This window comes from Streptomyces sp. NPDC002577 (assembly GCF_053594815.1).
Genome location: NZ_JBSFWK010000021.1, coordinates 1 through 25,877 on the forward strand (window position 1 = coordinate 1; position 25,877 = coordinate 25,877).

Sequence of the window (25,877 nt, forward strand, 5' to 3'; positions counted from 1 at the left end):
GCGCCCGGCTTGCATCGGTTCATGACGATTGACATTTACTGGCAATCCGGGGCGAGCCGGGTGGTCGGAGCAAGATCTTCATCGGCCTCCTAGGCGATCCCTTCGGGGATCGCCTTCTTGATGGCCGGAGCCAGGCCGACGAGGACCGTGGAGGTGTCCCACTCGGTCGGCACGCTGACCTCGACGTACGCGCTGCGATTGGCGGTGGTGAAGCGGTACGACCCGTCGTCCTGCTTCTCCATCAGCCAGTCGACGCCGTTGACGCCGCCGGCGACGGCATCCGGGTCGCCGCCTTCTGCCACCTTCGGATCGATCATCTTCGGAGGCTGCTCGACACCGCAGCGCAGTATGATCGCCGGGCTTCCCCAGCCCGCGGTCAGCGCGGAGGCGGGCTCGGGATCATTGCGGCTCTGACCGTCCACCTTCGACGGCAGTGCCTTGTCCAGGTTCTGGCACAGCTTGGTGACCTTCGTACCCGGGCGGGGAACCGTGGCGCGGGCGCCATCGTCGCTTGAGGAGCAGCCCGCGGCGGCGATCAGCAGTGCGAGAGCGGGCGGTCCTATGAAGATGCGGGGCCGGTGACGGAAGATGTTCACCGGCCAAGGGTAGACGGGGGCTAGAGGTGCACGACGGGGCAGGTCAGGGTGCGGGTGATGCCGTCCACTTGCTGGACCTTCGCGACCACCATGCGACCGAGGTCGTCGACTGTGTCTGCTTGCGCTCGCACGATCACGTCGTACGGTCCGGTCACGTCCTCGGCCTGGATCACCCCCGGGATCTTGGAGATCGTTTCGGCGACGGTCGAGGCCTTGCCGACCTCCGTCTGGATCAGGATGTACGCCTGTACCACGGAACCTCCAGGGCGGCCACGAGGATCATGTGGAGAGAAGAGACGCCACGGTATCGCGTCGCTGCTCGCTGCGGCGAGACCCGCGGAGGCTGTGGCGTGCACACCGGTGGTGCACGGACAGCACAGGTGGGCGGACATGTCGACGGTACCCAGGGCGGTGACGGACCGCGACCGCACCAGGAACGCAGGGACGGGGCTTTCGGAGTGAACGGGGCTTTCAGCATGAAAGGGCAAGGTGAGACACGGTGAAGGGAACCGTGGGCGAGCTGGGGGAGTTCGGGCTCATCAGGGAGCTCACCTCGCGGCTCACCACCACCCCCGCAGTGCGGCTCGGGCCGGGCGACGACGCGGCGGTGGTGGCGGCACCGGACCGCAGGGTGGTGGCGAGTACGGACGTCCTGCTGGAGGGACGGCACTTCCGCCGCGACTGGTCCACCGCGTACGACGTCGGCCGTAAGGCCGCGGCGCAGAACCTCGCGGACATCGCCGCCATGGGCGCCGTACCGACCGCACTGCTGCTCGGCCTGGTCGTCCCCGCCGAGCTCCCGGCCGCCTGGCCGGTCGAGCTGATGGACGGGCTGCGGGACGAGTGCCAGGTCGCGGGCGCCGCCGTGGTGGGCGGCGACGTCGTACGCGGCGACACCATCACCGTCGCGATCACCGCGCTCGGCGACATGCGGGGCCACGAGCCGGTGACCCGCGCCGGAGCGCAGCCCGGTGACGTGGTCGCCGTGACGGGCTGGCTCGGCTGGTCCGCCGCCGGGTACGCCGTGCTGTCCCGCGGCTTCCGCTCGCCCCGCGCCTTCGTCGAGGCCCATCGCCGCCCCGAGCCGCCGTACCACGCGGGCCCGGCGGCCGCCGGGCTCGGCGCCACCGCGATGACCGACGTCAGCGACGGCCTGATCGCCGACCTCGGGCACATCGCCGAGGCCGGCAAGGTGCGCATCGACGTCCGCTCCGCCGCGCTCGACATCCCCTCGCAGATGAACGACATCGGGCAGGCCGTCGGCGTCGACCCGCTGCAGTGGGTGCTCACCGGCGGCGAAGACCACGCCATCGTGGCGACCTTCCCCCCGGACGTGAAGCTGCCGGCCCGCTGGAAGGTGATCGGCGAGGTGCGGGGCCCGTCGGCCATGCCCCATGTGACGGTGGACGGGGCGCCCTGGACCAGCACGGGAGGCTGGGACCACTTCGGGGACATCGAGGGCGGCCGGTAGCGTTCGTCCCATGGACACACCACCCCGGGCGCTTCCTCGGGTGCTCACCGTCGCCGGGTCCGACTCCGGTGGCGGGGCGGGCATCCAGGCGGACCTGAAGACGATGCTCGCCCACGGTGTGCACGGTATGAGCGTGGTCACCGCCGTGACGGCGCAGAACTCCCTCGGCGTCCAGGGCTCTTGGGAGCTGCCCGCCGCGGCCGTGCGCGCCCAGTACCGCAGCGTCGTCGACGACATCGGCGTCCAGGCCGTCAAGACCGGCATGCTGTCGTCGGCCGAGCTCGTGGAGACCGTCGCCGAACTCCTTAACGACACGGACGCCCCGGTGGTCGTCGACCCCGTCGGCATCTCCAAGCACGGCGACCCGCTGCTGGCCGAATCCGCGCTCGACTCGGTGCGTACGAAGCTGCTGCCGGCCGCGACCGTGGCCACCCCGAACCTCGACGAGGTGACCCAACTCACCGGAGTGCGCGTCGGATCGGAGGACGACATGCGGCGCGCGGCGGCCGCGGTTCTCGCGTACGGACCGCGCTGGGTGCTGATCAAGGGCGGCCATCTCACCGGTGAGCCGGCGGACGCGGTGGACCTGCTGACGGACGGCTCGGAGGAGCACTGGCTGCGCGCCCCGCGGCTCGACAACCGGCATACGCACGGCACGGGCTGCACCCTTGCCAGCGCGATCGCGTCGGGACTCGCGAAAGGACAGCCGGTACCGGAAGCGGTCGCGGCGGCCAAGGAGTACGTCACCGGGGCGATCGCCGCCGGGTTCGCGCTGGGGCGCGGGATCGGGCCCGTGGATCACGGCTGGCGGTTCAGGGCCCAGCCGACCGGTACGCGATGGCCAACCGGTACGCGCTGCCGGTGAGTTCGCGCCCGAAGCTCGGGCCCGAAGCGGACGGCCGAGCTGTGCGCGGGCATGCAAAGAGCCGGTCCCACCAGAAGGTGGAACCGGCTTCGCAGCAACCAGCGAGGTGGCCGCGCTAGCACTAACGTCAGCGCGAGACCTTGCCGGCCTTGATGCACGAGGTGCAGACGTTGAGCCGCTTCGGCGTCCGACCGACCACGGCACGCACGCGCTGGATGTTGGGGTTCCAGCGACGGGACGTACGGCGGTGCGAGTGGGAGATGTTGTTGCCGAAGCCCGGCCCCTTGCCGCAGACGTCGCAGTTGGCAGCCACGGGTCACTCCAAAGACTTCAGATGCACTTACGGTTGAAACCCGGCATGCCGGGATCAGTGATCTGAGTGGCGTTGCCAGGGGTAATGGCCCGATACGTATCGGGCAACCTGAGCAGCATACAACGGCTGCCTCGGTACAACGAAACTACCATGGCCGGCCGGGTCTCCGTCCCAGGCCCCCCGGCCCACGCCCTCTTCCGGAAGGGGGCCGTCCGGGGTCTACGCTGCGTCCCATTCCCGCTGCTCGACGAGGAGGCGTAGGTGCCGCAGGTGCCGCAGAGGTTCGACGCTGTCGCTGTGCGCGCCTGGTGCAGTCTGGCCCTGGAGGCCCTCGGACGGGCCCGCGAGGAGATCGACGCGATCAACGTCTATCCGGTCGCGGACGGTGACACCGGCACGAACCTGTATCTGACCGTCGAGTCGGCCGCCCAGGCCGTCGAAGCGGCGTTCAGGGGCCTCGAACCGCAGCAGCCCTCCACGGCCGAGGCGATGCGCGCGATGGCCCACGGTGCGCTGCTCGGGGCCCGCGGCAACTCCGGCACGATCATGGCGCAGCTGCTGCGCGGAATGGCCCAGGTGCTGGCCGCGGGCGGCCAGCTTGCAGGGGCCGCAAGAAGTGAGGCGTCTCACGCCGACGGCTCCGGCCTGCGGCTCGCGCTGCGGCGGGCGGCGGAGTCCGCGTACGAGGCCGTGGCACACCCCGTCGAGGGCACCGTGCTGACGGTGGCGTCGGCGGCGGCGGACGCGGCCGACGGTGCCGACGGCGACTGCACGACGGTGGCGCGAGCCGCCTACAAGGGGGCGCTGGCGGCGCTCGACGCCACCCCCGGGCAGCTGGCGGTGCTCGGGCGGGCGGGCGTGGTCGATGCGGGCGGGCGGGGGCTCGTGGAGGTCCTCGGCGCACTCGTCCAGACCTTCACCGGGGAGCCGCCGACGCCTGCCGACGCGCTGCACGCGCGCGTGGGCGGCCTGTCCTCGACAGGGGCATGTTCGGAGGGACCCGGCAATGGGGGCGGCCCGGCGTTCGAGGTGATCTATCTGCTGGAGGCCGGCGACGCGGCCGTGGCCACGCTGCGCACCCGGCTCGACGCCCTCGGGGACTCGCTCGTCGTCGTCGGCGGCGACGGCCTGTGGAACGTCCACGTGCACGTCGACGACGCGGGCGCCGCCGTCGAGGCCGGTGTCGAGGCCGGGCGGCCGCACCGGATCCGCATCACGCACTTCGGCGCCGAGGACGCGCACTCGGCGTCCGTGGCCTTTGCCGCGCAGCCGTCCCGGGAGCGGGTGCAGCGCGCCGTCGTGGCCGTCGTGCCGGGAGAGGGCCTGCGGGACCTGTACGCCGACTGCGGCGCGATGACGGTGCCGGTGCGCCCGGGGGAGCTGCCCGCGAGCGGGGAACTCGTCGACGCGATCCGGCACGCCCACGCGCGCGAGGTGGTGCTGCTGCCCAACGACGCCGAGTTGCGTCACACCGCGGCGGCGGCAGCGGAGCAGGCCCGCTCGGAGGGCATGCGCGTCGCGCTGATCCCCACGCGCTCCGCCGTCCAGGGCATCGCCGCACTCGCCGTGCACGAGCCGGAACGCCGCTTCGACGAGGACGTCGTCGCCATGACCTCGGCCGCCGGGGCGACCCGGTACGCCGAGGTCGCCGTCGCCGAGCGGCAGTCGTGGACCATGGCCGGCATCTGCCAGGCCGGCGACGTGCTCGGCCTCATCGACGGCGATGTCGCCGTCATCGGCTCCGAGGTCGCGGCCGTCGCGGAGACGGTCCTCGACCGCATGCTGGCCGCGGGAGGCGAGATGGTCACGCTCGTCCTCGGCGACGGCGTGCCCGACGCCACGGCCGACGGCCTCGAACAGCACGTACGCGACCACCACCTGGCCGTCGACACGGTCGTGTACCGAGGCGGCCGGCAGTCGGCTCTGATGCTGATCGGCGTCGAGTAGGCATCGAGTAGGGAGCAAGCGCCGAGCAGGCCCGATTCCCCGGACCTCTTCGGCATTGTCAGTGCCGTGGTGTGCAATGGATCTCGTGCCCGTGCTCGAAGAACCCCTGAAGAAAGTGATCGGCCCCGCCACAGCGAAGGTGATGGCCGAGCACCTCGGCCTGCACACGGTCGGCGACCTGCTGCACCACTACCCCCGGCGGTATGCCGAGCGGGGTGAGCTGACGCGCCTCGCCGACCTCCCGCTGGACGAGCACGTGACGGTGGTCGCGCAGGTCGCGAGCGCCCGGATCCTCACGTTCAGAGGCGGCAGCGGCCAGCGGCTCGAGGTGGTCATCACCGACGGCAGCGGCCAGCTGCAGCTGGTCTTCTTCGGCAAGGGCGTCCACAAGCCGCACAAGGACCTGCTGCCCGGCACACGCGCGATGTTCGCGGGCAAGGTCTCCGTCTTCAACCGCAAGCTGCAGCTCGCCCACCCCGCGTACCAGCTGCTGCGCGGCGGTGAGGACGACGAGACCGTGGACTCGTGGGCGGGAGCGCTCATCCCGATCTACCCGGCCACGGCGAAGCTGGAGTCCTGGAAGATCGCCAAGTCGGTGGACACGGTGCTGCCCAGCGCGCAGGAGGCCGTCGATCCGCTGCCGCCCGCCCTGCGCGAGGGGCGCGGACTCGTCCCGCTCCCCGAAGCCCTGCTCAAGATCCACCGGCCGTCCACCAAGGCGGACATCGCGGACGCCCGCGCGCGTCTGAAGTGGGACGAGGCGTTCGTGCTCCAGGTCGCCCTGGCCCGGCGGCGGTTCGCGGACACCCAGCTCCCCGCCGTGCCCCGCAGGCCCAGCCCGGACGGCCTGCTCACCGCCTTCGACGCCCGGCTGCCCTTCACGCTCACCGAGGGTCAGCAGAAGGTCTCCAAGGAGATCTTCGACGACCTGGCCACCGAGCACCCGATGCACCGCCTGCTGCAGGGCGAGGTCGGTTCAGGAAAGACCCTGGTCGCCCTCCGCGCGATGCTCGCCGTCGTCGACGCCGGCGGCCAGGCGGCCATGCTCGCGCCCACGGAGGTGCTGGCCCAGCAGCACCACCGGTCGATCACCGAGATGATGGGTGAGCTCGCCGAGGGAGGGATGCTCGGCGGCGCGGAGCAGGCCACCAAAGTGATCTTGCTCACCGGTTCCATGGGCGCCGCGGCCCGCCGCCAGGCCCTGCTCGACCTGATCACCGGTGAGGCCGGGATCGTCATCGGCACACACGCCCTGATCGAGGACAAGGTGCAGTTCCACGACCTCGGCCTGGTCGTGGTCGACGAGCAGCACCGCTTCGGCGTGGAGCAGCGCGACGCCCTTCGAGGCAAGGGGCACTCCCAGGGGGAAAGGCGGACGCCGCACCTCCTCGTCATGACCGCCACACCCATCCCGCGCACGGTCGCGATGACGGTCTTCGGCGACCTGGAGACCTCGGTCCTGGACCAGCTCCCCGCCGGACGCTCGCCGATCGCCAGCCATGTCGTACCGGCCCAGGACAAGCCGCACTTCCTGGCGCGTGCCTGGGAACGCGTGCGTGAGGAGGTGGGCCAGGGTCACCAGGCGTACGTGGTGTGCCCGCGCATCGGCGACGAGGAGTCCGAGGCCAAGGGCAAGAAGAAATCGGCCGAGGACGAGGCGGAGAAGCGCCCGCCGCTCGCCGTCCTGGACGTGGCCGAGCAGCTCGCGCAGGGCCCCCTGAAGGGCCTCAAGGTGGAGATCCTGCACGGCCGTATGCCTCCCGACGACAAGGACGCCGTGATGCGCCGCTTCGCCGCCGGTGAGACGGACGTCCTGGTCGCGACGACGGTCATCGAGGTCGGCGTGAACGTCCCGAACGCCACCGCGATGGTGATCATGGACGCCGACCGTTTCGGCGTCTCCCAGCTCCACCAGCTGCGCGGCCGTGTCGGCCGCGGCTCGGCCCCGGGCCTGTGCCTGCTGGTCTCCGAGATGCCCGAGGCCAGCGCGGCCAGGGCTCGCCTGGGCGCCGTCGCTGCGACGCTGGACGGCTTCGAGCTCTCCCGTATCGACCTGGAGCAGCGCCGCGAGGGCGACGTCCTCGGCCAGGCCCAGTCCGGCGTCCGCTCGTCCCTGCGGGTGCTCACGGTCATCGACGACGAGGAGATCATCGCCGAGGCCCGCGAGGAGGCGGCAGCCGTCGTCGCCGGGGACCCGGAGCTCGAGCACCTCCCCGGCCTGCGGACGGCCCTGGACGCACTGCTGGACGAGGAGCGCGAGCAGTACCTGGACAAGGGCTGACGGAGCCGCACCCGGGCGGCGGCTGACAGAATGGAGGCACGGGGGCTGGGAAACTGAAGGCGTGACCAACGCGCACGTACTCCGACAAGGACAGAGATGACCCGCGTGATCGGCGGCCTGGCCGGCGGACGCCGCCTTGCCGTACCGCCGGGCAACGGCACCCGCCCCACATCCGACCGCGCGCGCGAGGGCCTCTTCTCCACCTGGGAGGCCCTCCTCGGCCCGCTCGACGGCGTCCGGATAGCCGATCTGTACGCCGGGTCGGGGGCGGTCGGCCTCGAGGCGCTGTCCCGCGGAGCCGCGCACGCCCTCCTCGTCGAGGCCGACGGCCGGGCCGCCCGCACCGTCCGCGAGAACGTGCGCACTCTGGGACTTCCGGGAGCAGACGTGCGTACCGGAAAAGCCGCCCAGATCATCGCGGGTCCGGCCCCGGCCGACCCCTACGACCTGGTCTTTCTCGACCCGCCGTACGCCGTCTCGGACGACGATCTTCGCGAGATCCTGCTCACACTCCGTACCGGGGGCTGGCTCGCCGCCGATGCCGTCGTCACCGTGGAGCGCAGCACCAGGGGCGGTGAATTCAGGTGGCCGGACGGTTTTGAAGCGATCAGGGCCCGTCGTTACGGCGAGGGGACCTTTTGGTACGGTCGCGCCGCCTCTACGTGCGAAGACGCACCATGACCGGACCGGAGAGCGAGGGAATTCAGTTGCGCCGCGCCGTCTGTCCGGGGTCGTTCGACCCCATCACCAACGGACACCTCGACATCATCGCCCGAGCCTCCAAGCTCTACGACGTGGTGCACGTCGCGGTGATGATCAATCAGTCCAAGCAGGGCCTGTTCACCATCGGGGAGCGGATCGAGATGATCCGCGAGGTCACCGCCGAATACGGCAACGTCGAGGTCGAGTCCTTCCACGGCCTCCTCGTCGACTTCTGCAAGCAGCGCGACATCCCGGCCATCGTCAAGGGCCTGCGAGCCGTCAGCGACTTCGACTACGAGCTGCAGATGGCCCAGATGAACAACGGCCTCACCGGCGTCGAGACGCTCTTCGTCCCCACCAACCCCACCTACAGCTTCCTGTCCTCCTCGCTCGTCAAGGAGGTCGCGACCTGGGGCGGCGACGTCTCCCACCTGGTGCCGCCGGTGGTCCTGGAGGCCCTCAAGAAGCGCCTCGGCAAGGACTGAGTTCCTGACAGTCCGTCACCCGGTGTCGGGCCGCGGGGGACTGCCCGTACAGTCACCTTGTCCGTCTTCAACACAGCTGTAGAGAGTGGCGAGCGCCCGGTGGACGTGCAGAAGAAGCTCGATGAGATCGTCGCGGCGGTCGGCAGCGCCCGCTCCATGCCCATGTCGGCCTCGTGCGTGATCAACCGCGCCGAGCTGCTCTCGATGCTCGAGGAAGTACGTCAGGCGCTGCCCGGCTCCCTCGCCCAGGCGCAGGAGCTCATCGGCGACCGCGAGCAGATGGTCGAGCAGGCCCGCCAGGAGGCCGAGCGGATCATCGAGGGCGCGCACGCCGAGCGTGGTTCGCTGATCTCCGGCACGGAGATCGCCCAGCGCTCGCAGGCCGAGGCCGAGCGCATCCTCGACGAGGCCCGCAAGGCGGCCGAGGAGGTCCGCGCCGAGGCCGACGACTACGTCGACTCCAAGCTCGCCAACTTCGAGGTGGTGCTGACCAAGACCCTCGGCTCCGTCGGCCGCGGTCGCGAGAAGCTGCTGGGCACCGGACCGGGCGTCGACGAGCAGGGCTACGAGGACGAGGACGCCCCCGAGCGCAGCCACGACCCCGAGACCCTGCGTCGCACCGCCGATGAGTACGTCGACGTGAAGCTGGGTGCCTTCGAGGCTGTGCTCGCCAAGACCCTGGAGGCCGTCGGCCGCGGCCGGCAGAAGCTCCACGGCCGGATCGCCACCGACGAGCTGGGCGCGCTCGGCCCGGACGGCATGGCGCACCAGCACACCAGCGACGCCGAGTACCTGGCGGACCTCGCACAGCTGGCAGACCCGGCCGAGCAGGACGCGTTCCCGTCCCCCCGCTCCGCCCCCGTGGAGTCCGGGCCGGCGGCCGACGCCCACATCCCGGCCCAGCAGCCCTACGGGCAGCAGGAGGCGTACGCGTACCAGCAGCAGGACCCGTACGGGTACCAGCAGGCCGATCCGTACGCGTACCAGCAGTCCTACGGGCAGCAGGACCCGTACGGCTACCAGCAGGGCTACGACCAGACCGGGCAGCAGCCGCAGCAGGCGTACGACCCGGGACAGGGCGACGAGCAGGCGTACGGCTACGGGCGGCCGCAGGGCGGGGCCGCCGCACTCGACGAGACCAGCCTCTTCGACACGAGCATGATCAGCGCGGAACAGCTGCGCCAGTACGAACAGGGGCGCTAGCGGCGGCTGTGCGGTCGCGGGCGGACGCTCGTGCACAGCGGTGCATGTCGTACGGTTGCTGCCCGGCGCGGACAGGGCATCCGCCGCGGATTGGGCCGAAAGCGAAAGGTCCAGTATCCTGGCTCTTCGGCCGGGCATCCGCTGCGCTGATTTCGCAGAGCGCCCGTGATCCAGGCTGCTCGTATGTCGGCTCTCATTCCGATGAGGCCGCGACGGAGTGGCTCACCCCCGACCTTCGACGATCGAAAGCAGGAACGGCTCTGAACGCCCGCCTCGACCACCGCAACCCCCTCGTGTTCGACACGCACGAGCTGGGGCGACGTCCTGGTGCGCTTCAGCGTCTGACCCGCACGATCGATGCTCCCAAGGACTTCGGTCTCCAGGACGTCATCGGAGTGCCCGAGGGCGCCCCGGTGGAGCTCGAGCTCCGGCTGGAGTCGGTCATGGAAGGGGTGCTCGTCACGGGGACCGCCCGTGCGCGCGCCGAGGGGGAGTGCGTAAGGTGTCTGGAGCCGCTCGAGCTGGAGCTCGACGCGGACTTCCAGGAGATGTTCTCGTACCCTGACGCCGACGACCGGGGCCGCGTGATCGCGGAACCGGGCGACGACGCCGAGGACGACGAGGACAGGCTCTTTCTCGAGGACGGCCTGTTCGACCTCGAGCCTGTGCTGCGTGATGCGGTGGTGCTCGCACTGCCGATGCAGCCGGTGTGCCAGGAAGACTGCCCGGGCCTGTGCTCCGAGTGTGGAGAGCGGCTCGCGGACGACCCGGACCACCACCACGACGCCGTCGACATCCGTTGGGCGGCACTGCAGGGACTCGCCGAGACCGTTCAGGGCGGCGAGAAGGACGAGATGAGCGGCGCCGAAGCGGGCGTCGACGAGAAGCAGGAGAAGTAGCCGTGGCTGTTCCGAAGCGGAAGATGTCGCGCAGCAACACGCGCCACCGCCGGTCGCAGTGGAAGGCTGCGGTCCCCACCCTGGTTGCGTGCGAGCGCTGCCACGAGCCCAAGCAGCAGCACATCGCGTGCCCGGCTTGCGGCACCTACAACAAGCGCCAGGTCCTCGAGGTCTGAGCGGCTGGTGAGAGGCGCTGTGTCCATCCCCAAGAATGCGGATGACGCCAGGAAGAACGGTTCCCGTGCCGACGGGGGCGTCCCGGCGGACAACACGGCCTCGTCCCACACGCTTCTGGAAGGGCGGCTCGGATACAAGCTCGAGTCCGCCCTTCTGGTGCGCGCGCTGACCCACCGTTCCTACGCGTACGAGAACGGCGGTCTGCCGACGAACGAGCGGCTCGAGTTCCTCGGGGACTCGGTGCTCGGGCTCGTCGTCACGGACACGCTGTACCGAACCCACCCCGACCTGCCCGAAGGCCAGCTGGCCAAGTTGCGGGCCGCGGTGGTCAACTCTCGTGCGCTGGCGGAGGTGGGTCGCGGGCTCGACCTCGGTGCCTTCATCCGGCTTGGCCGGGGCGAGGAAGGCACGGGCGGCCGGGACAAGGCATCGATCCTCGCCGACACGCTCGAAGCGGTGATCGGCGCGGTCTATCTCGACCAGGGTCTGGACGTGGCGGCGGAGCTCGTGCACCGCCTCTTCGATCCGCTGATCGAGAAGTCCTCGAACCTCGGAGCCGGCCTGGACTGGAAGACCAGTCTCCAGGAGCTCACCGCGACCGAAGGCCTCGGCGTACCCGAGTACCTGGTCACGGAGACCGGCCCCGATCACGAGAAGACCTTCACTGCTGCCGCCCGCGTCGGGGGCGTCTCGTACGGCACCGGCACCGGCCGCAGCAAGAAGGAAGCGGAGCAGCAGGCCGCGGAGTCCGCGTGGCGCGCGATTCGCGCGGCGGCGGACGAGCGAGCCAAGGCCGAGGCGACGACCGGCCCCGAAGGGGCCCCCGAGGTCACGTCGGCCTGACGGGCAGGGTGCCGCGACCGTGTGTCGCTGCACCCTCCCCACCGTTGTGGGCGGGTGAGCACAACCCACGACGTACGGTGCGCCGAAACGCGGGCCGGCGCCCCACTCGTCGGCAAGCCCCTCCGGAGGAGACCCGTGCCAGAGTTGCCCGAAGTAGAGGTCGTACGGCGCGGACTGGCCCGCTGGACGGCCCACCGCACCATCGCCGACGCCGAGGTCCTGCACCCCCGATCCGTACGACGCCACATAGGCGGCGCGGACGACTTCACGCACCGCCTCAAGGGCCACCGCATGGGCACCCCGAGCCGCCGCGGCAAGTACCTGTGGCTCCCGCTCGGCGACACGAACACCTCCGTACTCGCCCATCTCGGCATGAGCGGACAGCTGCTCGTCCAGCCCTCGGAGGCCCCGGACGAGAAGCATCTGCGGATCCGCATCCGGTTCGCGGACGACCTGGGCACCGAACTGCGCTTCGTCGACCAGCGCACCTTCGGCGGGCTCTCGCTGCACGAGAACACCCCCTCCGGTCTCCCGGACGTCATCGCCCACATCGCGCGCGATCCCCTGGACCCCGAGTTCGACGAGGCCGCGTTCCACACCGCGCTGCGCCGCCGCCGTACGACGATCAAGCGCGCCCTGCTCGACCAGTCACTGATCAGCGGAGTCGGCAACATCTACGCCGACGAGGCGCTGTGGCGGGCCAGACTGCACTACGACCGCCCCACCGCGACCTTCACCCGGCCCCGCACCACCGAGCTCCTCGGCCATGTCCGCGACGTCATGAACGCGGCTCTGGCCGTCGGAGGCACCAGCTTCGACAGCCTCTACGTCAATGTGAACGGCGAGTCCGGCTACTTCGACCGGTCCCTGGACGCATACGGGCGGGAGGGCGAGCCGTGCCGGCGCTGCGGCACCGTCATGCGCCGGCGCCCCTGGATGAACCGCTCCAGCTACTTCTGCCCGCGCTGCCAGCGCCTGCCCGTCGCCAGGCGGCGTCTTTCCTAGGCGCTACGGGCGTCCGCGCCGCGCTTGCTGTCGTAGGACGTGCGCGCCCCGAGCACCTCGTCCATCCGGCCCTCGACGAAGTGGATGAGAGCCATCAGGCGGTCGGCCACCTCGCGGCCCAGCGGCGTCAGCTCGTAGTCCACACGCGGCGGATTGGTGGGCTGCGCCTCGCGGTGCACCAGGCCGTCCCGCTCCAGTGCCTGCAGTGTCTGCGACAGCATCTTCTCGCTGACGCCGTCCACGCGGCGGCGCAGCTCGTTGAAGCGGAAGCTGCCCTCGTGCAGGGCACTGAGGGTGAGCCCTCCCCAGCGACCGGTGACATGCTCGAGCGTGCCGCGCGAGGGGCACTGCCTGGAGAACACGTCGTACGCCAGGTCCCGGCCGTCCACAGCGCACTCGGCCTGCGCGATGGGTTCCATGAAGCCACCATACTCCCGCACAGCGCTGGCCAGAGGCGTGCGCTATCAAAAAGTTAGCGACTCAGGCGTCGCTCAGAAGCCGAAGAAGTGACCCGCCGGGTGTCTGACCTGCGGTCGCCTAACCGATCAACGCTGTGACCTGTGGCTGGGCCGTCAACGGTTGTCAGCGTTGGTCGCCGTTGAGCACCCCCGCACGGCCCAGGGACGGCCCGAGCGGGGGTGCTGTGGTGTGCGCCCCTCGATGCGAACTACGGGCACGAGGGTCACAGAGGTCTCCCGACCTGGTCACAGGGACGCTAGCAGCACGGGACAGTCACTTGTGGTTGCCAGCGTTGCTGTACTTCGCTGCTGTACAGCAGCGCGTCGCCCTTCCGCATGTCACGGCGATGCAGAGTGCTGCCACACGATGATGTCGAAGCTCGGCGATGAAACCGCTAGCGATGTGAGAGCAGTCACTGCTGCGGTGACTGCTTCGCTGGACGGATCCACGACCAAAGCCAGAACGATGACCACCACGACCCAGACTGGTGGCCAAGCGGCTGGCACTCGACGGGGTAGGGGAGTCAGACTCATACAGATGCTCCTTCGGGATCGTCACCCGCCCGCCAGCTCAGGAGTTAACGGCCCACAGGGCTGGCGGGCTTCAATGCACCTCAGCTTGGGGGGTGGCGAAAGTGGCATGCAAGTGGCGCACCCTGGCGCACCCTGGCGAATAGTCGCTCCCTGCGCGACATCGCTTCTGTCGTTGGACCACGCGGTCGGCGGAACGACTTTGGCCGGGAGCTGCTTTGGCGCGAGTGATCATGGCCCCGTAAGCTTCCGGCGCGTCGGGCAGTCTGTTGACCTGCCCGCTAAAGCACGACGTTGGGGCCATGATCTTCGAGGCTCGCGCCAAAGTGGCTGGCTAAAGTCGTGGAGCCGACCGCCCCAGCCACAGCGGGTTTCCCTCCTCCGACCGCTGCACGTAGCGCGCCGCCGGGCGCGGCCGGCGGGGCGAAGACAGGAGGCCGTCCGCGCCGGAATGGCGGCGCGCGCCCGCGCCGTGCGCGGGCCTTGATGAGGTAGAGAAACCTGTAACAGGCTCTAGCTGGCGCGGCTGAGCGCGGTCAGGTGATCCAGGTATTCGCGGCCTGCCGCCACGTTGGCGAAGTCCCGGTTGACGATGGCCGCAAGCTCGCGGCTGACCATGAGCAGGGACGGCAGAGACTGCCGGTCGCCTTGCAGCGCCCACTCGCCGTAGTTCACGGCCTGGTCCAAGTCGCCTTGCCGGGCTGCGACCACGGCCAGGGTGATGCGGGCTTCAGCCATGCGCATCGGGGATCGCTCGGAGCCGTCGAAGTCCGTGCCCGCTCGGATGACCTCCTTGGCGAGGTTCTCGGCGAAGCGGTCCTCTCCGAGCAGCCGGTAGCAGTCCATGGCGTAGAAATCGAACTTCGCCGGGTCCACCATGAAGTGGTGATCGAGGTTCTCGGGGTACGGCATCCCTTCAAGCAGCTTGCGCCCTCGGTCCAGCGCCACTTCCGTCTGACGCCGGTCGCCCAGCCGTGCCCACCCCTTCGCCTCCTGGGCGGCAAGCTGTACTGCCACGCCGTGTGCGGGTGCGGACTCGGTTCCGGCCTGCGAGGCCGTGAGGATTCCGCGGTAGTCCCCTGTCGTCAGGCGAACCACGCTCGCATCTCGTGGGCCCATCCGGAGATCTCCGAGTTGTCGGCCTCACGCGCTAAAGACAGGGCAGCCTTCCGGGTGCTCTCGGCTGCGGCGCGGTCGCCCATGTCGTACTCGACGCATCCGATCAAGAGGGCCAGCCACCCGGACAGGGCGAGCACTTCGCGGTGCTGGGCGAGCGTGAGCCGCTGGGACTGCAGTCCGGCGACCCGCTTGAGCCATTGCCTGCCCTCGGCGGCGAGCTGGGCACTCGGGAGATACGGGTACTCCGAGCACAGCCGATCGGTGGTGATCCGCAGGGCATCGAGCGTGGCATTGTCGACGTCGGATGCCTGCAAACGGCTGATGATGTCCAGCGTCTCCATGCCGCTGACGGCTGCGATCTCGGCGTTCCCGTCCCGCTGCCCGGCAACCGGGAAGATCGCATGAGTCACGGTGCCGAAGGTGGCCGCGATGATCGGTTGGTAGAAGTCGCTCGGCATGACCTCGCCGGACTCCCAGCGCTTCCACTGGCGCACCATGCTCGAGCCTTCGGGCAGCGGCTTCGGCGCGTGTGCGCGCAGCGCGGCCACTACTTCTGCCTGTGACCTTGCCGGGCCTCGCGCTCGGAAGCAAGCCGTCGCGCCCAAGCCGGACGTTCGTCGCTCATGTGCTGCCCTCCCGTCGGGTGCTTGCTTCGAGTCTGACATTCAGGGAGCTGGTGACACGGGGGGTGACAAGGGGCTGGCACCAAGGCTGTCCCCAGGTGACACCACGCCTGTCCCTAGTGCCTCCGTGGCATGGACACGCATGGTGGATCACCAGTCAGGCACCGCTCGGGGACTCAGCGCGCTTCTCCAACTCGGCCACTCGAGCGGCAAGTTGTCGAATCTCGGAGTGGATGGCGTTGATCTCGTCTCGGTTAACCGGCCCGCTGGCATCCGGCCCGGCCTCTGCCCTGACTCAGATGACGGACCCGGCCACGCGGGAATCCGTCGAGATGCGGCTCCGGCTGCACGCGATCCCGCACCTTGGCAAGCGGCCGATGGGCTCGTTCACTCCCACGCACCTGCGCCTCTGGATGCGAACCCTGGAGGACGCGGGGCTGTCGGCTGCCTACCGGCGCGGCATCTTCGCGCACGTCTCGACCGTCTTCACGGCCGCGGTGGAAGACCGGATCATCAGGGCCAACCCCTGTAGCGCTCGCTCGGTCAAGGCTCCTCGCCTCGATCCGCGCAAGATCAAGCCGTGGCCTGCCACGCGCGTGAAGGCGGTACGTGCTGCCCTGCCCGACCGCTATCGAGCGCTGGTCGACCCGGCCGCCGGATGTGGACTCCGTCAGGGTGAGGTCTTCGGCCTGGCCGTGGAGGATGTGGACTTCCTCGTCGGCGTGGTGCATGTGGTCCGGCAAGTGAAGCTGCTGCGGAACCGGCCCGTCTTCGCACCGCCGAAGGGAGGCAAGGAGCGGGATGTTCCCCTACCTGAGTCGATCGCCTTCGCGCTCGCTGGCCACCTGACGCACTTCCCGGCGGCTGAGGTGACGTTGCCCTGGAAAACTCTGGACGGTCCGCCCGTCACGGCGACTCTGATCTTCCGGAGTCCTGAGGGGCTATCGCTGAACCGCAACCGGTTCAATGATCGACAGTGGCGCCCCGCTCTCCGCGCTGCTGGTGTGCCCACCGGCAGGGACAACGGCATGCACGCCCTACGGCACTTCTACGCGTCCGTACTCCTCGACGCGGGGGAGAGCATCAAGGCCCTAAGTGAGTACCTCGGCCACCATGATCCTGGCTTCACGCTGCGGACCTACACGCACCTGATGCCGTCGAGCGAGACCCGTACGCGGGCCGCCGTGGATGCGGTCTTCGGGAACGAAGGGGCTACGGATGACGGCCCAGGCACGGCCCAGGAGAGCTCATAGGGCTCTGACCTGCGGAAATCTCAAAAGCCGAAGTCCTGCGTCCACCACGGGCCGTCCGAGCCGAAAACAGTGCCGACGCCCATCGTCTTGTACGCGCAGTTGAGGATGTTGGCGCGGTGGCCGGGGCTGTTCATCCAGGCGTCCATCACGGACTGGGCGTTGGCCTGGCCGCGGGCTATGTTCTCGCCGCCGAGGTCGGAGATGCCGGCCGCCTCGGCACGGTCCCAGGGTGTGTCCCCGTCCGGGTCGGTGTGCGAGAAGAAGTCGCGCTCGGCCATGTCCTCGCTGAAGTCCTCGGCGAGCGTGGCCAGCGCACTGTCCGCGCGCACCGGGCTGCACCCGGCCTCGGCCCGCTCCTTGTTGACCAGTGTCAGCACCTCGGCCTCGGCGGCGGTCTCGGCGGACTGCTCGCCGGAGCCCGAGGAAGCCTGCCCTGTCCCTGTCCCGGCCCCGGCCCCGGCGCTCGCGGTACGCGTCGGGGCCGCGGTCGCCGTCGAGCCCGCGCCGGTCTTCGCGGCCGACGGCTTCTCGGACGGTGTCGTGGAGGGTCTCGCCGACGACCTCGACGGTGACGGTGACGGCGAGGTGGAGCGCTCGGTGCCGCGGCCCGTGTTGCCCGTCTCGCGGTCGTCGGCGCTCACGCTCTCGCCGCCCTGCGGCGCCAGTTCCGACGGGGATTCGGCGGCCTCCACCTTGTCGGAGCCGCCCCCGCCGAGCCGGAAGTTGTCGCCGCCGGGCAGTACGCCGGAGGCCACCGCGACGGCGCCCACGGCGACGGCCGCGGAGATGCCGAGCAGCCCGGTGCGGACCGGGGCCGCGGCCCGCTTCCTGCGGCGGTGCGACCGTCCGCCGGAGCGGTCGCGCGTGGTGTCGGCTGCCGTGTCGGCGTATGCGTCCGCGTACAGACTGGTGCCCGCTGGTGCGCGGCCCGTGGCGGCGCGGCCGGCGGCGGAGCGTCGGTGGCGTCCCATGCCCTGGCCTTCCTCGTGCTCGCGGTCAACGTGATCACCCGAACGGGTGAGGTTCAACGGGTCGGGACGCTACCGGAAGAGATGAGAGGGCGAAGTGCCTCCTGAGCAATTGCCCGGTTAGCGTGCACCCATGAACGAAGATGTCCGGCTCACCGCATGGGTACGCGGGCGAGTGCAAGGAGTGGGTTTCCGCTGGTTCACGCGGGCCAAGGCGCTGGAGATCGGCGGCCTGAGCGGCTTTGCCCTCAATCTGGGCGACGGACGGGTCCAGGTCGTCGCCGAGGGCCGCCGGGCCGACTGCGAGCAACTCCTCGACTGGCTGAGGAACGGCGACACACCCGGGAGGGTCGACGGGGTCACTGAGATCTGGGACACGCCGCGCGGCGGCTACGACAGCTTCGCCGTGCGCTGAGGCGGAACCTCGGACCGGCGTCGCGTGACATGTTCCCGGCGCCCCCGCCGGACAGAAATGACCTGGTGGTTGCCAAGAATCGCTTGCGATGGAACGCTCCGCAGGCAAGGATGATCTGCACGCCCCCAGGGCCCCGCAGTGAGGCAGTGCCGTAAGCCCTACGGCCGTGTGCCCCCGGGCTGCCCGCCGATACGGGCGTGATCGTGTTGACCGTCAAACTTTTTGGTGAGACGCTGGAAGCCCCGCGCACCTCAGCTGTTTGGCATGTAAGAACGGCAGCATTGAACTGAAAAGTGTCAAGCACCGCGGGTGCGAATCCCTCACGACCCATCGACCCACACCGTTTCGGTCGGTCACTCAGTGTGGAGGACCATCCATCATGGCAAAGGCGCTTCTCGGTTACGTCGGCGGCTCTGACCCGCGACTTCTCGCCGAGATGCGACGGCTTCAGCAGCGCGTCCAGGACCTGGAGTCCGAGCTCGTACGGATCCAGGCGGAGAACGACTCGCTTGCGGCTGCCGCTTCTCACCACCACGGCGACGATCTTCTGGAGAGCATCGACGTACCCCAGGCGGAGCCTGCGCTCACCTGACCACACCTGATGAGCAAGCTGGTCAGGGTGTCCGTGTCAACCGCTTGTCAAACCTCAAGGGACGCTTCGGCGTCCCTTCGTACTGTTCGTACGGATGTCCCCCGCACATCCGACGGCATTCTTAACGTCTGATTGCCCTGCACCTTCATCGATGAAACCGCAAGTTCATGCAAGTTCATGGAGTGAGACGGTGCGATCGCGGAGGGTGATGCGCTGAGCGGGTCCGGGCACGCGGTGTCGCCGCACACGAGTGCCTGGCGGAGCGACCTGGTGCAAGAGCGGTGTCGCGAGGCAGGAGAGAGGTAGAGTCCAGCGGCGTGCACCTCAAGGCCCTGACCCTCCGCGGGTTCAAATCGTTCGCCTCGGCGACCACGCTGCGATTTGAGCCCGGCATCACCTGTGTCGTCGGCCCCAACGGCTCCGGCAAGTCCAATGTCGTGGACGCGCTCAGCTGGGTCATGGGTGAGCAGGGCGCCAAGTCGCTGCGCGGCGGCAAGATGGAGGACGTCATCTTCGCCGGCACTACCGGGCGGCCCCCGCTCGGCCGCGCCGAGGTGTCCCTGACCATCGACAACTCCGACGGCGCACTCCCCATCGAGTACGCCGAGGTCACCATCACGCGGATCATGTTCCGCAACGGCGGCAGCGAGTACCAGATCAACGGCGACACCTGCCGACTGCTCGACATCCAGGAACTGCTGTCCGACTCCGGTATCGGCCGCGAGATGCACGTCATCGTCGGGCAGGGCCAGCTCGACTCCGTCCTGCACGCCGACCCGATGGGCCGCCGCGCGTTCATCGAGGAGGCCGCCGGTGTCCTCAAGCACCGCAAGCGCAAGGAGAAGGCGCTGCGGAAGCTGGACGCGATGCAGGCCAACCTCGCCCGCGTCCAGGACCTGACCGACGAACTGCGCCGCCAGCTCAAGCCACTCGGACGGCAGGCCGCCGTCGCCCGCCGGGCCGCCGTCATCCAGGCCGATCTCCGTGACGCCCGGCTGCGGCTGCTCGCCGACGATCTCGTGCGCCTGCGCACGGCGCTGCAGACCGAGGTCGCCGACGAGGCGGCGCTCAAGGAGCGCAAGGAGGCGGCCGAGGCCGAGCTGAAGGCCGCGCTCACCAGGGAGGCGCACCTGGAGGACGAGGTACGCCGCCTGACGCCGCGTCTGCAGCAGGCCCAGCAGACGTGGTACGAGCTGTCGCAGCTGGCCGAGCGGGTGCGCGGCACGATCTCGCTGGCCGACGCCCGGGTCAAGAGCGCCACATCCGTGCCCGCGGAGGAGCGCCGCGGCAGGGACCCCGAGGACATGGAGCGCGAGGCCGCCCGGATCCGTGAGCAGGAAGCGGAGCTCGAAGCCGCGTTGGAGGCGGCCGAACGGGCGCTCGAGGACACGGTCGCCCACCGGGCGGAGCTCGAGCGCGAGTTGGCCGTCGAGGAGCGGCGCCTCAAGGACGTGGCGCGGTCGATCGCCGACCGGCGTGAGGGCCTCGCCCGATTGAACGGTCAGGTCAACGCGGCCCGTTCGCGCGCCGCAGCCGCCCAGTCCGAGATCGACCGGCTGGCCGCGGCCCGCGACGGGGCCCAGGAACGTGCGGTCGCAGCCCAGGAGGAGTACGAGCAGCTCAAGGCCGAGGTCGACGGGCTCGACGAGGGCGACGCGGCTCTCGCCGAGCAGCACGACGCAGCCCGTCGGGCGCTCGCCGACGCGGAGGCCGCGCTGACCGCCGCGCGCGAGGCGGCCACCGCCGCCGAACGCAAGCGCGCCGCCCTTGCCGCCCGGCACGAGGCCCTGGCGCTGGGGCTGCGGCGCAAGGACGGTACGGGCGCGCTGCTCGGGGCGAAGGACCGCCTGACGGGGCTGCTGGGCCCTGCAGCGGAACTGCTGTCGGTGTCCACCGGGTTCGAGGTGCCGGTGGCGGCCGCTCTCGGTGCGGCCGCGAACGCGGTGGCCGTCGCCAATCCGTCGACAGCAGCAGAAGCGATCCGCCTGCTGCGCAAGCAGGACGCGGGCCGTGCGGCGATGCTGCTGGGCGGGGCGCCGGAGCCGGTGGCCCCGGCTGCGGCACGCACGCGTGGCGGCGCGCCCGCGGGCGCCGTGGGCTCGGAGCCGCAGGGATCCGGCGGACGCGTCGGCGGTGACGGGGGCCTGTCGACGTACGGGGCATCGGCCGCGGCGGCCGATGCCCGAGGGAGTGATGGTACGGAGGCACCGACGGACCGAGGAGCCCAGGCCGACGCGACGTCGGCGGCCTCGGCGGCGCGGGACGGGACCACGTGGGCGGCGGCCGGGCCGTCGGCGGACATAGGTGCTACGGCACAGGGGACGGGAACGCCCGGTACCGAGTCGGCCCGGCCCGGAGCGACGGCGGGCGGGGCGCCGACGGACGAATCATGGGCGGGCGGACCCAGCGGTGCGCCCCTGGTCACCGTCGCCGAACTGATCCGCGGCCCCGGTGACCTGCTGCCCGCCGTGCGGCGGCTCGTGCGGGACATGGTCGTCGTCGGCACCCTCGACGACGCCGAGGATCTCGTCTACGCACACCCGGAGCTGATCGCCGTCACCGCCGAAGGCGACGTGCTGGGCGCGCACTTCGCGCACGGAGGTTCGGCGGGCGCACCCAGCCTGTTGGAGGTGCAGGCACAGGTCGACGAGGCCGCGGCCGAGCTGGAGGAGCTCGCCGTCCGCTGCGAAGAGCTGGCCGACGAGCAGCATCGGGCCACCGAACGGCGCACGGAGTGCGCCGCGCTCGTCGAGGAGCTCGGCGAACGGCGGCGGGCCGCCGACCGCGAGAAGTCGTCCGTCGCGCAGCAGCTCGGACGGCTCGCCGGGCAGGCGCGCGGGGCCGCCGGCGAGGCCGAGCGGAGCGCCGCCGCTGCCGCAAGGGCCCAGGAGGCGTTGGAGAAGGCCGTCGCGGAGGCCGAGGAGCTCGCCGAACGGCTGGCCGTCGCCGAGGAGATGCCGGTCGAGGAGGAGCCCGACACATACGTACGCGACCGGCTCGCGGCGGACGGGGCCAACGCCCGGCAGACCGAGATGGAGGCCCGCCTCCAGGTCCGTACGCACGAGGAGCGGGTCAAAGGGCTTGCCGGGCGGGCCGATTCCCTCGACCGTGCCGCCCGCGCGGAACGGGAGGCACGCGCGCGTGCCGAACAGCGGCGGGCCCGGCTGCGCCACGAGGCCGCGGTGGCCGAGGCCGTGGGCTCCGGCGCGCGCCAGCTGCTCGCCCATGTCGAGGTGTCCCTCGCGCGGGCCGAGGCGGAACGCGCCCTCGCCGAGCGCGCCAAGGCCGACCGGGAGCAGGAGCTGACCGCCGCCCGCAACACGGGCCGCGATCTCAAGGCCGAACTCGACAAGTTGACGGATTCAGTGCACCGCGGCGAGGTACTCGGCGCGGAGAAGCGGCTGCGGATCGAGCAGCTGGAGGCCAAGGCGCTGGAGGAGCTCGGTGTGGAACCGGCCGGTCTTGTCGCCGAGTACGGCCCCGACCAGCTCGTGCCGCCCTCGCCCCCCGCCGAGGGCGAGGAACTGCCCGACGACCCCGAGCACCCGCGCAACCAGCCCCGGCCCTTCGCACGCGCCGAGCAGGAGAAGCGGCTCAAGTCAGCCGAACGGGCGTACCAGCAGTTGGGAAAGGTCAATCCGCTGGCGCTCGAGGAGTTCGCCGCGCTCGAGGAGCGCCACAAGTTCCTCTCCGAGCAGCTCGAGGACCTGAAGAAGACGCGCGCCGATCTCCTGCAGGTGGTGAAGGAGGTCGACGAGCGCGTCGAGCAGGTCTTCACCGAGGCGTACCGGGACACGGCCCGGGAGTTCGAAGGAGTGTTCTCACGTCTGTTCCCGGGCGGTGAGGGCCGGTTGATCCTGACCGATCCGGAGAACATGCTCACCACGGGCGTCGACGTGGAGGCACGGCCTCCGGGGAAGAAGGTCAAGCGCCTGTCCCTGCTGTCCGGAGGCGAGCGGTCGTTGACCGCGGTGGCGCTGCTGGTGTCGATCTTCAAGGCGCGACCGAGCCCGTTCTACGTGATGGACGAGGTCGAGGCCGCACTCGACGACACCAACCTGCAGCGGCTGATCCGGATCATGCAGGAGCTGCAGGAGAGTTCGCAGCTGATCGTGATCACGCACCAGAAGCGGACGATGGAGGTCGCGGACGCGCTCTACGGCGTGTCGATGCAGGGCGACGGCGTCTCGAAGGTGATCAGCCAGCGGCTTCGCTGACCGCGGAGGGACACTGCCGACCCACTGCTGACCTGCGAGATCTTGGGTCTGCTGGGGTCGCCGCCCGGCATTCTTCAATCCTTGAAGATGCATTCATTGTCTGTGCGGGCTAGGCCGTGCCGACTCCGCGTTTGACTTCAAAACTTGAATGCACACTCTCTGCAGCGTTGCTTTTACATTCAGGTGGTGGGCCGCGCGAAGTTGTGCCCCACTGGAAGGGCCTGCACCACCCCCGGCAACGCTGCCGGTGGCCCTAGGAGTACTCACGTGACCAGCACAGAGAAGGCTCCGACATCCGGAGCAAGGGAAGCTCATCCGGAGCATCTAGCCCATGTCGTCTTCATCGCGGCCGCCGCCGCGATGGGTGGCTTCCTCTTCGGCTACGACAGTGCCGTGATCAACGGCGCCGTCGAGGCCATCCGGGATCGCTACGCCATCGGATCCGCGACCCTCGCCCAGGTGATCGCGATCGCGCTGATCGGTTGCGCCATCGGTGCCGCGACGGCGGGACGGATCGCCGACCGCATCGGCCGCATCCGGTGTATGCAGATCGCTTCCGTCCTCTTCACCATCAGCGCCATCGGTTCCGCCCTGCCCTTCGCCCTGTGGGACCTGGCCTTCTGGCGGATCGTCGGCGGCTTCGCCATCGGTATGGCCTCCGTCATCGGCCCCGCCTATATCGCCGAGGTCGCCCCGGCCGCGTACCGCGGACGGCTCGGCTCCTTCCAGCAGGCCGCGATCGTCATCGGCATCGCCATCTCACAGCTGGTGAACTACGCCATCCTGACCGCCGCGGGCGGCAACCAGCGCGGCCAGGTGATCGGCCTGGAGGCCTGGCAGGTCATGCTCGGCGTCATGGTCATCCCGGCCGTCCTCTACGGCCTGCTCTCCTTCGCCATCCCCGAGTCGCCCCGCTATCTGATCGAAGCCGGCCACGACGCACGCGCCCGTAAGGTGCTCGAAGAGGTCGAGGGCAAGGGTGTCGATCTCGATGCCCGCATGGGGGAGATCAAGCACGCCATGCGCCGGCAGGAGAAGCCGACCTTCAAGGACCTGCTCGGCGGCAGCTACTTCTTCAAGCCGATCGTCTGGATCGGCATCGGGCTGTCGGTCTTCCAGCAGTTCGTCGGCATCAACGTGGCGTTCTACTACTCGGCGACCCTCTGGCAGTCGGTCGGTGTGAACCCGGCGGATTCGTTCCTGTACTCGTTCACCACGTCGATCATCAACATCGTCGGCACCGTGATCGCCATGATCTTCGTCGACAGGATCGGCCGTAAGCCGCTCGCGCTCATCGGTTCCGCGGGCATGGTCGTCGGTCTCGCACTGGAGGCCTGGGCCTTCAGTTACGACCTCGTGGACGGCAAGCTGCCGGCCACCCAGGGCTGGGTGGCCCTGATCGCGGCCCACATCTTCGTCCTCTTCTTCGCTCTCTCCTGGGGTGTGGTCGTCTGGGTCCTGCTCGGCGAGATGTTCCCGAACAAGATCCGTGCCGCGGCGCTCGGCGTGGCCGCCTCCGCCCAGTGGATCGCCAACTGGCTGATCACCGCGACCTTCCCGTCCCTTGCGGACTGGAACCTCTCCGCGACGTACATCATCTACACGATCTTCGCCGCGCTCTCGATCCCCTTCGTACTCAAGTTCGTGAAGGAGACCAAGGGCAAGGCGTTGGAGGAGATGGGCTGAGTCCCCGCTGCCCCTCTCCTCGAACCTGCGCCGCCCCGGCCCGGCCTCTGCCCGGGCCGGGGCGGCGCGTCCACGGCGGGACGACGGTCGCCGCTCAGTCCTTCAGCCGCGGAAGCACCTGCTCGGCGAAGAGGTGCAGGCTGCGCCACCCCTCGTCGACCGGCATGCCGCCGCAGAGCGGATGCAGCACGTGGTTGTCCACGCCCAGGCTCACGCACTCGTCCGGGGTGAGGACGCGGTAGACGCCCTCGTCGCGCAGTTCGTCCACCGTCGTCGCCGCCGAGCGCACGGCGGACTTGATGTCCGGTGACTGCCAGGACGCGTAGGTGCGCGCCTCGTGCAGGAAGTGCTGTCCGTACTCCGCCCACACCCGGTCCGGGTCCTCGGCTATGTGCAACAGCGGAGTCTCGGCGGCGGGCATCATGCAGAACCCCTCGGTGCCGTATTCGGCGCACCGCTCCTGGTAGTACGCCTCCAGCTCCGGCAGATGCGCGCTGGGGAAGAACGGCAGCCCGAGGCGTGCGGCCCTGCGCGCGGCGGCCCGCGAGGAGCCGCCGACCAGCAGCAGCGGATGCGGCTCGTTGTACGGGCGCGGGGTGACCCGGACCGTGCGGCCGCGGAACTCGAAGGGCTCGCCCGTCCATGCCTTGAGCAGCGTCTCGAGCAGCTCGTCCTGCAGCCGGCCGCGCCGCTTCCACTCGACGTCGAAGGCCGCGTACTCCTCGGGCCGGTAGCCGATCCCCACCACGGTCACCAGCCGCCCGCCGCTGAGCAGGTCCAGTACGGCGATGTCCTCCGCGAGCCGCAGCGGGTCGTGCAGCGGGCCGATGACCGCGGACACCGTGACGGCGATGTGCCGGGTCGCGCCGAAGACGGCCCCCGCGAAGGCGAAGGGCGACGGCAGCCAGTTGTTCGCGACGCCGTGGTGCTCCTCGGTCTGCACCGTGGTGACACCGCGGCCGTCGGCATACGCGGCCATCTCCACCGCGGCGCGATAGCGGGCGCTCAGCGACGCGGGTGTGGCGGCGGGATCGACGAGATTGAAACGTACGACCGTGACGGGCATGACGACGTCCCCCTTCACCATGGGCGGGCGAAGGGGACGGTAGCTGACGGAGCGTCAGATGAACAGGGTCAGGCGAGTGCCGGACCGGGTTCGGACACCGGGGGCTCGGCCTCGTCGGCTGCCGATGCCGACGACGATCATCGCCGTGGATCCGAAGGGCCT

Annotated in this window: 24 protein-coding genes; 16 read left to right on the forward strand and 8 right to left on the reverse strand. The window is 70.1% G+C overall.

Translation table 11 applies throughout. From position 1 onward, the window contains the following. Positions 1-89 precede the first annotated feature (89 nt). Together ACWD4J_RS24515 and ACWD4J_RS24520 are read right to left on the reverse strand one after the other, a co-directional pair. Positions 90-596: a DUF3515 domain-containing protein gene (locus ACWD4J_RS24515; RefSeq protein ID WP_451397571.1), complete on the reverse strand. Its 507-nt coding sequence runs from the start codon at positions 594-596 to the stop codon at positions 90-92. Positions 597-616: 20 nt separating this feature from the next. Then, positions 617-850 (reverse strand): Lrp/AsnC family transcriptional regulator, encoded by a 234-nt coding sequence (locus ACWD4J_RS24520; RefSeq protein ID WP_003997603.1) that lies wholly within the window; start codon positions 848-850, stop codon positions 617-619. Between the two features lie 245 nt (positions 851-1,095). Here ACWD4J_RS24520 and ACWD4J_RS24525 point away from each other — a divergent pair, with 245 nt between their 5' ends. After that, complete coding sequence (locus tag ACWD4J_RS24525; protein ID WP_451397572.1) at positions 1,096-2,067, forward strand: thiamine-phosphate kinase; 972 nt, start codon at positions 1,096-1,098, stop codon at positions 2,065-2,067. A 10-nt stretch (positions 2,068-2,077) separates the two neighbouring features. Then, positions 2,078-2,932 (forward strand): bifunctional hydroxymethylpyrimidine kinase/phosphomethylpyrimidine kinase, encoded by an 855-nt coding sequence (gene thiD, locus ACWD4J_RS24530; protein WP_451397573.1) that lies wholly within the window; start codon positions 2,078-2,080, stop codon positions 2,930-2,932. A 127-nt stretch (positions 2,933-3,059) separates the two neighbouring features. Here thiD and rpmB read toward each other — a convergent pair whose 3' ends face one another. Further along, positions 3,060-3,245 (reverse strand): 50S ribosomal protein L28, encoded by a 186-nt coding sequence (gene rpmB / locus ACWD4J_RS24535; RefSeq protein WP_003957616.1) that lies wholly within the window; start codon positions 3,243-3,245, stop codon positions 3,060-3,062. 261 nt (positions 3,246-3,506) lie between these two features. On the opposite strand from rpmB, the gene ACWD4J_RS24540 reads away from it, so the two are divergent. The 9 genes from ACWD4J_RS24540 (at position 3,507) to mutM (ending at position 12,787) form a co-directional block, all read left to right on the forward strand. Next, positions 3,507-5,192 carry a DAK2 domain-containing protein gene (locus ACWD4J_RS24540; protein ID WP_451397574.1) on the forward strand — a complete coding sequence of 562 codons (1,686 nt, stop codon included), beginning with the start codon at positions 3,507-3,509 and terminating at the stop codon, positions 5,190-5,192. 76 nt (positions 5,193-5,268) lie between these two features. Then, positions 5,269-7,473 carry an ATP-dependent DNA helicase RecG gene (gene recG / locus ACWD4J_RS24545; protein WP_451397575.1) on the forward strand — a complete coding sequence of 735 codons (2,205 nt, stop codon included), beginning with the start codon at positions 5,269-5,271 and terminating at the stop codon, positions 7,471-7,473. 96 nt (positions 7,474-7,569) lie between these two features. Continuing rightward, positions 7,570-8,154, forward strand: a complete 585-nt coding sequence (gene rsmD, locus ACWD4J_RS24550; RefSeq protein WP_451397576.1) for a 16S rRNA (guanine(966)-N(2))-methyltransferase RsmD — start codon at positions 7,570-7,572, stop codon at positions 8,152-8,154. A 26-nt stretch (positions 8,155-8,180) separates the two neighbouring features. Continuing rightward, a complete protein-coding gene (gene coaD, locus ACWD4J_RS24555; RefSeq protein WP_451397663.1) occupies positions 8,181-8,660 on the forward strand; it encodes a pantetheine-phosphate adenylyltransferase in 480 nt (159 codons plus the stop codon). 99 nt (positions 8,661-8,759) lie between these two features. After that, positions 8,760-9,863 (forward strand): cell division initiation protein, encoded by a 1,104-nt coding sequence (locus ACWD4J_RS24560; RefSeq protein WP_451397664.1) that lies wholly within the window; start codon positions 8,760-8,762, stop codon positions 9,861-9,863. A 260-nt stretch (positions 9,864-10,123) separates the two neighbouring features. After that, entirely contained in the window at positions 10,124-10,762 is a 639-nt protein-coding gene (locus tag ACWD4J_RS24565; protein ID WP_451397665.1) for a YceD family protein, read from the forward strand. A gap of 2 nt (positions 10,763-10,764) precedes the next feature. Continuing rightward, a complete protein-coding gene (gene rpmF, locus ACWD4J_RS24570) occupies positions 10,765-10,938 on the forward strand; it encodes a 50S ribosomal protein L32 (protein WP_028802425.1) in 174 nt (57 codons plus the stop codon). Positions 10,939-10,945: 7 nt separating this feature from the next. Then, positions 10,946-11,782: a ribonuclease III gene (gene rnc / locus ACWD4J_RS24575; protein WP_451397577.1), complete on the forward strand. Its 837-nt coding sequence runs from the start codon at positions 10,946-10,948 to the stop codon at positions 11,780-11,782. 135 nt (positions 11,783-11,917) lie between these two features. Beyond that, positions 11,918-12,787 (forward strand): bifunctional DNA-formamidopyrimidine glycosylase/DNA-(apurinic or apyrimidinic site) lyase, encoded by an 870-nt coding sequence (mutM, locus tag ACWD4J_RS24580; RefSeq protein ID WP_451397578.1) that lies wholly within the window; start codon positions 11,918-11,920, stop codon positions 12,785-12,787. Here mutM and ACWD4J_RS24585 read toward each other — a convergent pair. The 3 genes from ACWD4J_RS24585 to ACWD4J_RS24595 all read right to left on the reverse strand — a co-directional run bounded on the left by ACWD4J_RS24585 (position 12,784) and on the right by ACWD4J_RS24595 (position 15,443). Further along, positions 12,784-13,206 carry a winged helix-turn-helix transcriptional regulator gene (locus ACWD4J_RS24585; protein WP_451397579.1) on the reverse strand — a complete coding sequence of 141 codons (423 nt, stop codon included), beginning with the start codon at positions 13,204-13,206 and terminating at the stop codon, positions 12,784-12,786. The two genes, mutM and ACWD4J_RS24585, sit on opposite strands and share 4 nt — an antisense overlap. A gap of 1,083 nt (positions 13,207-14,289) precedes the next feature. Then, positions 14,290-14,874 carry a hypothetical protein gene (locus ACWD4J_RS24590; protein WP_451397580.1) on the reverse strand — a complete coding sequence of 195 codons (585 nt, stop codon included), beginning with the start codon at positions 14,872-14,874 and terminating at the stop codon, positions 14,290-14,292. Then, positions 14,862-15,443: a hypothetical protein gene (locus tag ACWD4J_RS24595; protein WP_451397581.1), complete on the reverse strand. Its 582-nt coding sequence runs from the start codon at positions 15,441-15,443 to the stop codon at positions 14,862-14,864. The genes ACWD4J_RS24590 and ACWD4J_RS24595 overlap by 13 nt, the downstream gene beginning before the upstream one ends. 374 nt (positions 15,444-15,817) lie before the next feature. Here ACWD4J_RS24595 and ACWD4J_RS24600 point away from each other — a divergent pair, with 374 nt between their 5' ends. Next, positions 15,818-16,771 (forward strand): tyrosine-type recombinase/integrase, encoded by a 954-nt coding sequence (locus ACWD4J_RS24600; RefSeq protein ID WP_451397582.1) that lies wholly within the window; start codon positions 15,818-15,820, stop codon positions 16,769-16,771. 20 nt (positions 16,772-16,791) lie between these two features. Here ACWD4J_RS24600 and ACWD4J_RS24605 read toward each other — a convergent pair whose 3' ends face one another. Beyond that, the gene (locus ACWD4J_RS24605) at positions 16,792-17,742 is read right to left on the reverse strand and encodes a CAP domain-containing protein (protein ID WP_451397583.1); all 951 of its coding nucleotides are present in this window, start codon (positions 17,740-17,742) and stop codon (positions 16,792-16,794) included. A 130-nt stretch (positions 17,743-17,872) separates the two neighbouring features. On the opposite strand from ACWD4J_RS24605, the gene ACWD4J_RS24610 reads away from it, so the two are divergent. The 4 genes from ACWD4J_RS24610 to ACWD4J_RS24625 all read left to right on the forward strand — a co-directional run bounded on the left by ACWD4J_RS24610 (position 17,873) and on the right by ACWD4J_RS24625 (position 24,649). Beyond that, positions 17,873-18,154, forward strand: a complete 282-nt coding sequence (locus ACWD4J_RS24610; protein ID WP_451397584.1) for an acylphosphatase — start codon at positions 17,873-17,875, stop codon at positions 18,152-18,154. 379 nt (positions 18,155-18,533) lie between these two features. Then, positions 18,534-18,746 carry a hypothetical protein gene (locus tag ACWD4J_RS24615; RefSeq protein WP_451397585.1) on the forward strand — a complete coding sequence of 71 codons (213 nt, stop codon included), beginning with the start codon at positions 18,534-18,536 and terminating at the stop codon, positions 18,744-18,746. Between the two features lie 317 nt (positions 18,747-19,063). Continuing rightward, entirely contained in the window at positions 19,064-22,963 is a 3,900-nt protein-coding gene (locus ACWD4J_RS24620) for an AAA family ATPase (protein ID WP_451397586.1), read from the forward strand. 267 nt (positions 22,964-23,230) lie between these two features. After that, the gene (locus ACWD4J_RS24625; protein ID WP_451397587.1) at positions 23,231-24,649 is read left to right on the forward strand and encodes a sugar porter family MFS transporter; all 1,419 of its coding nucleotides are present in this window, start codon (positions 23,231-23,233) and stop codon (positions 24,647-24,649) included. Between the two features lie 94 nt (positions 24,650-24,743). Here ACWD4J_RS24625 and ACWD4J_RS24630 read toward each other — a convergent pair whose 3' ends face one another. Next, positions 24,744-25,715 carry an LLM class flavin-dependent oxidoreductase gene (locus ACWD4J_RS24630; protein WP_451397588.1) on the reverse strand — a complete coding sequence of 324 codons (972 nt, stop codon included), beginning with the start codon at positions 25,713-25,715 and terminating at the stop codon, positions 24,744-24,746. Positions 25,716-25,877 lie beyond the last annotated feature (162 nt).

Coding starts and splice junctions, on each gene's coding strand:
- thiD (WP_451397573.1), top strand. CDS start 2,078: ATGGACACACCACCCCGGGCGCTTCCTCGGGTGCTCACCGTCGCCGGG.
- recG (WP_451397575.1), top strand. CDS start 5,269: ATGGATCTCGTGCCCGTGCTCGAAGAACCCCTGAAGAAAGTGATCGGC.
- rsmD (WP_451397576.1), top strand. CDS start 7,570: ATGACCCGCGTGATCGGCGGCCTGGCCGGCGGACGCCGCCTTGCCGTA.
- ACWD4J_RS24585 (WP_451397579.1), bottom strand. CDS start 13,206: ATGGAACCCATCGCGCAGGCCGAGTGCGCTGTGGACGGCCGGGACCTG.
- ACWD4J_RS24600 (WP_451397582.1), top strand. CDS start 15,818: ATGACGGACCCGGCCACGCGGGAATCCGTCGAGATGCGGCTCCGGCTG.
- ACWD4J_RS24605 (WP_451397583.1), bottom strand. CDS start 17,742: ATGGGACGCCACCGACGCTCCGCCGCCGGCCGCGCCGCCACGGGCCGC.
- ACWD4J_RS24610 (WP_451397584.1), top strand. CDS start 17,873: ATGAACGAAGATGTCCGGCTCACCGCATGGGTACGCGGGCGAGTGCAA.
- ACWD4J_RS24615 (WP_451397585.1), top strand. CDS start 18,534: ATGGCAAAGGCGCTTCTCGGTTACGTCGGCGGCTCTGACCCGCGACTT.
- ACWD4J_RS24630 (WP_451397588.1), bottom strand. CDS start 25,715: ATGCCCGTCACGGTCGTACGTTTCAATCTCGTCGATCCCGCCGCCACA.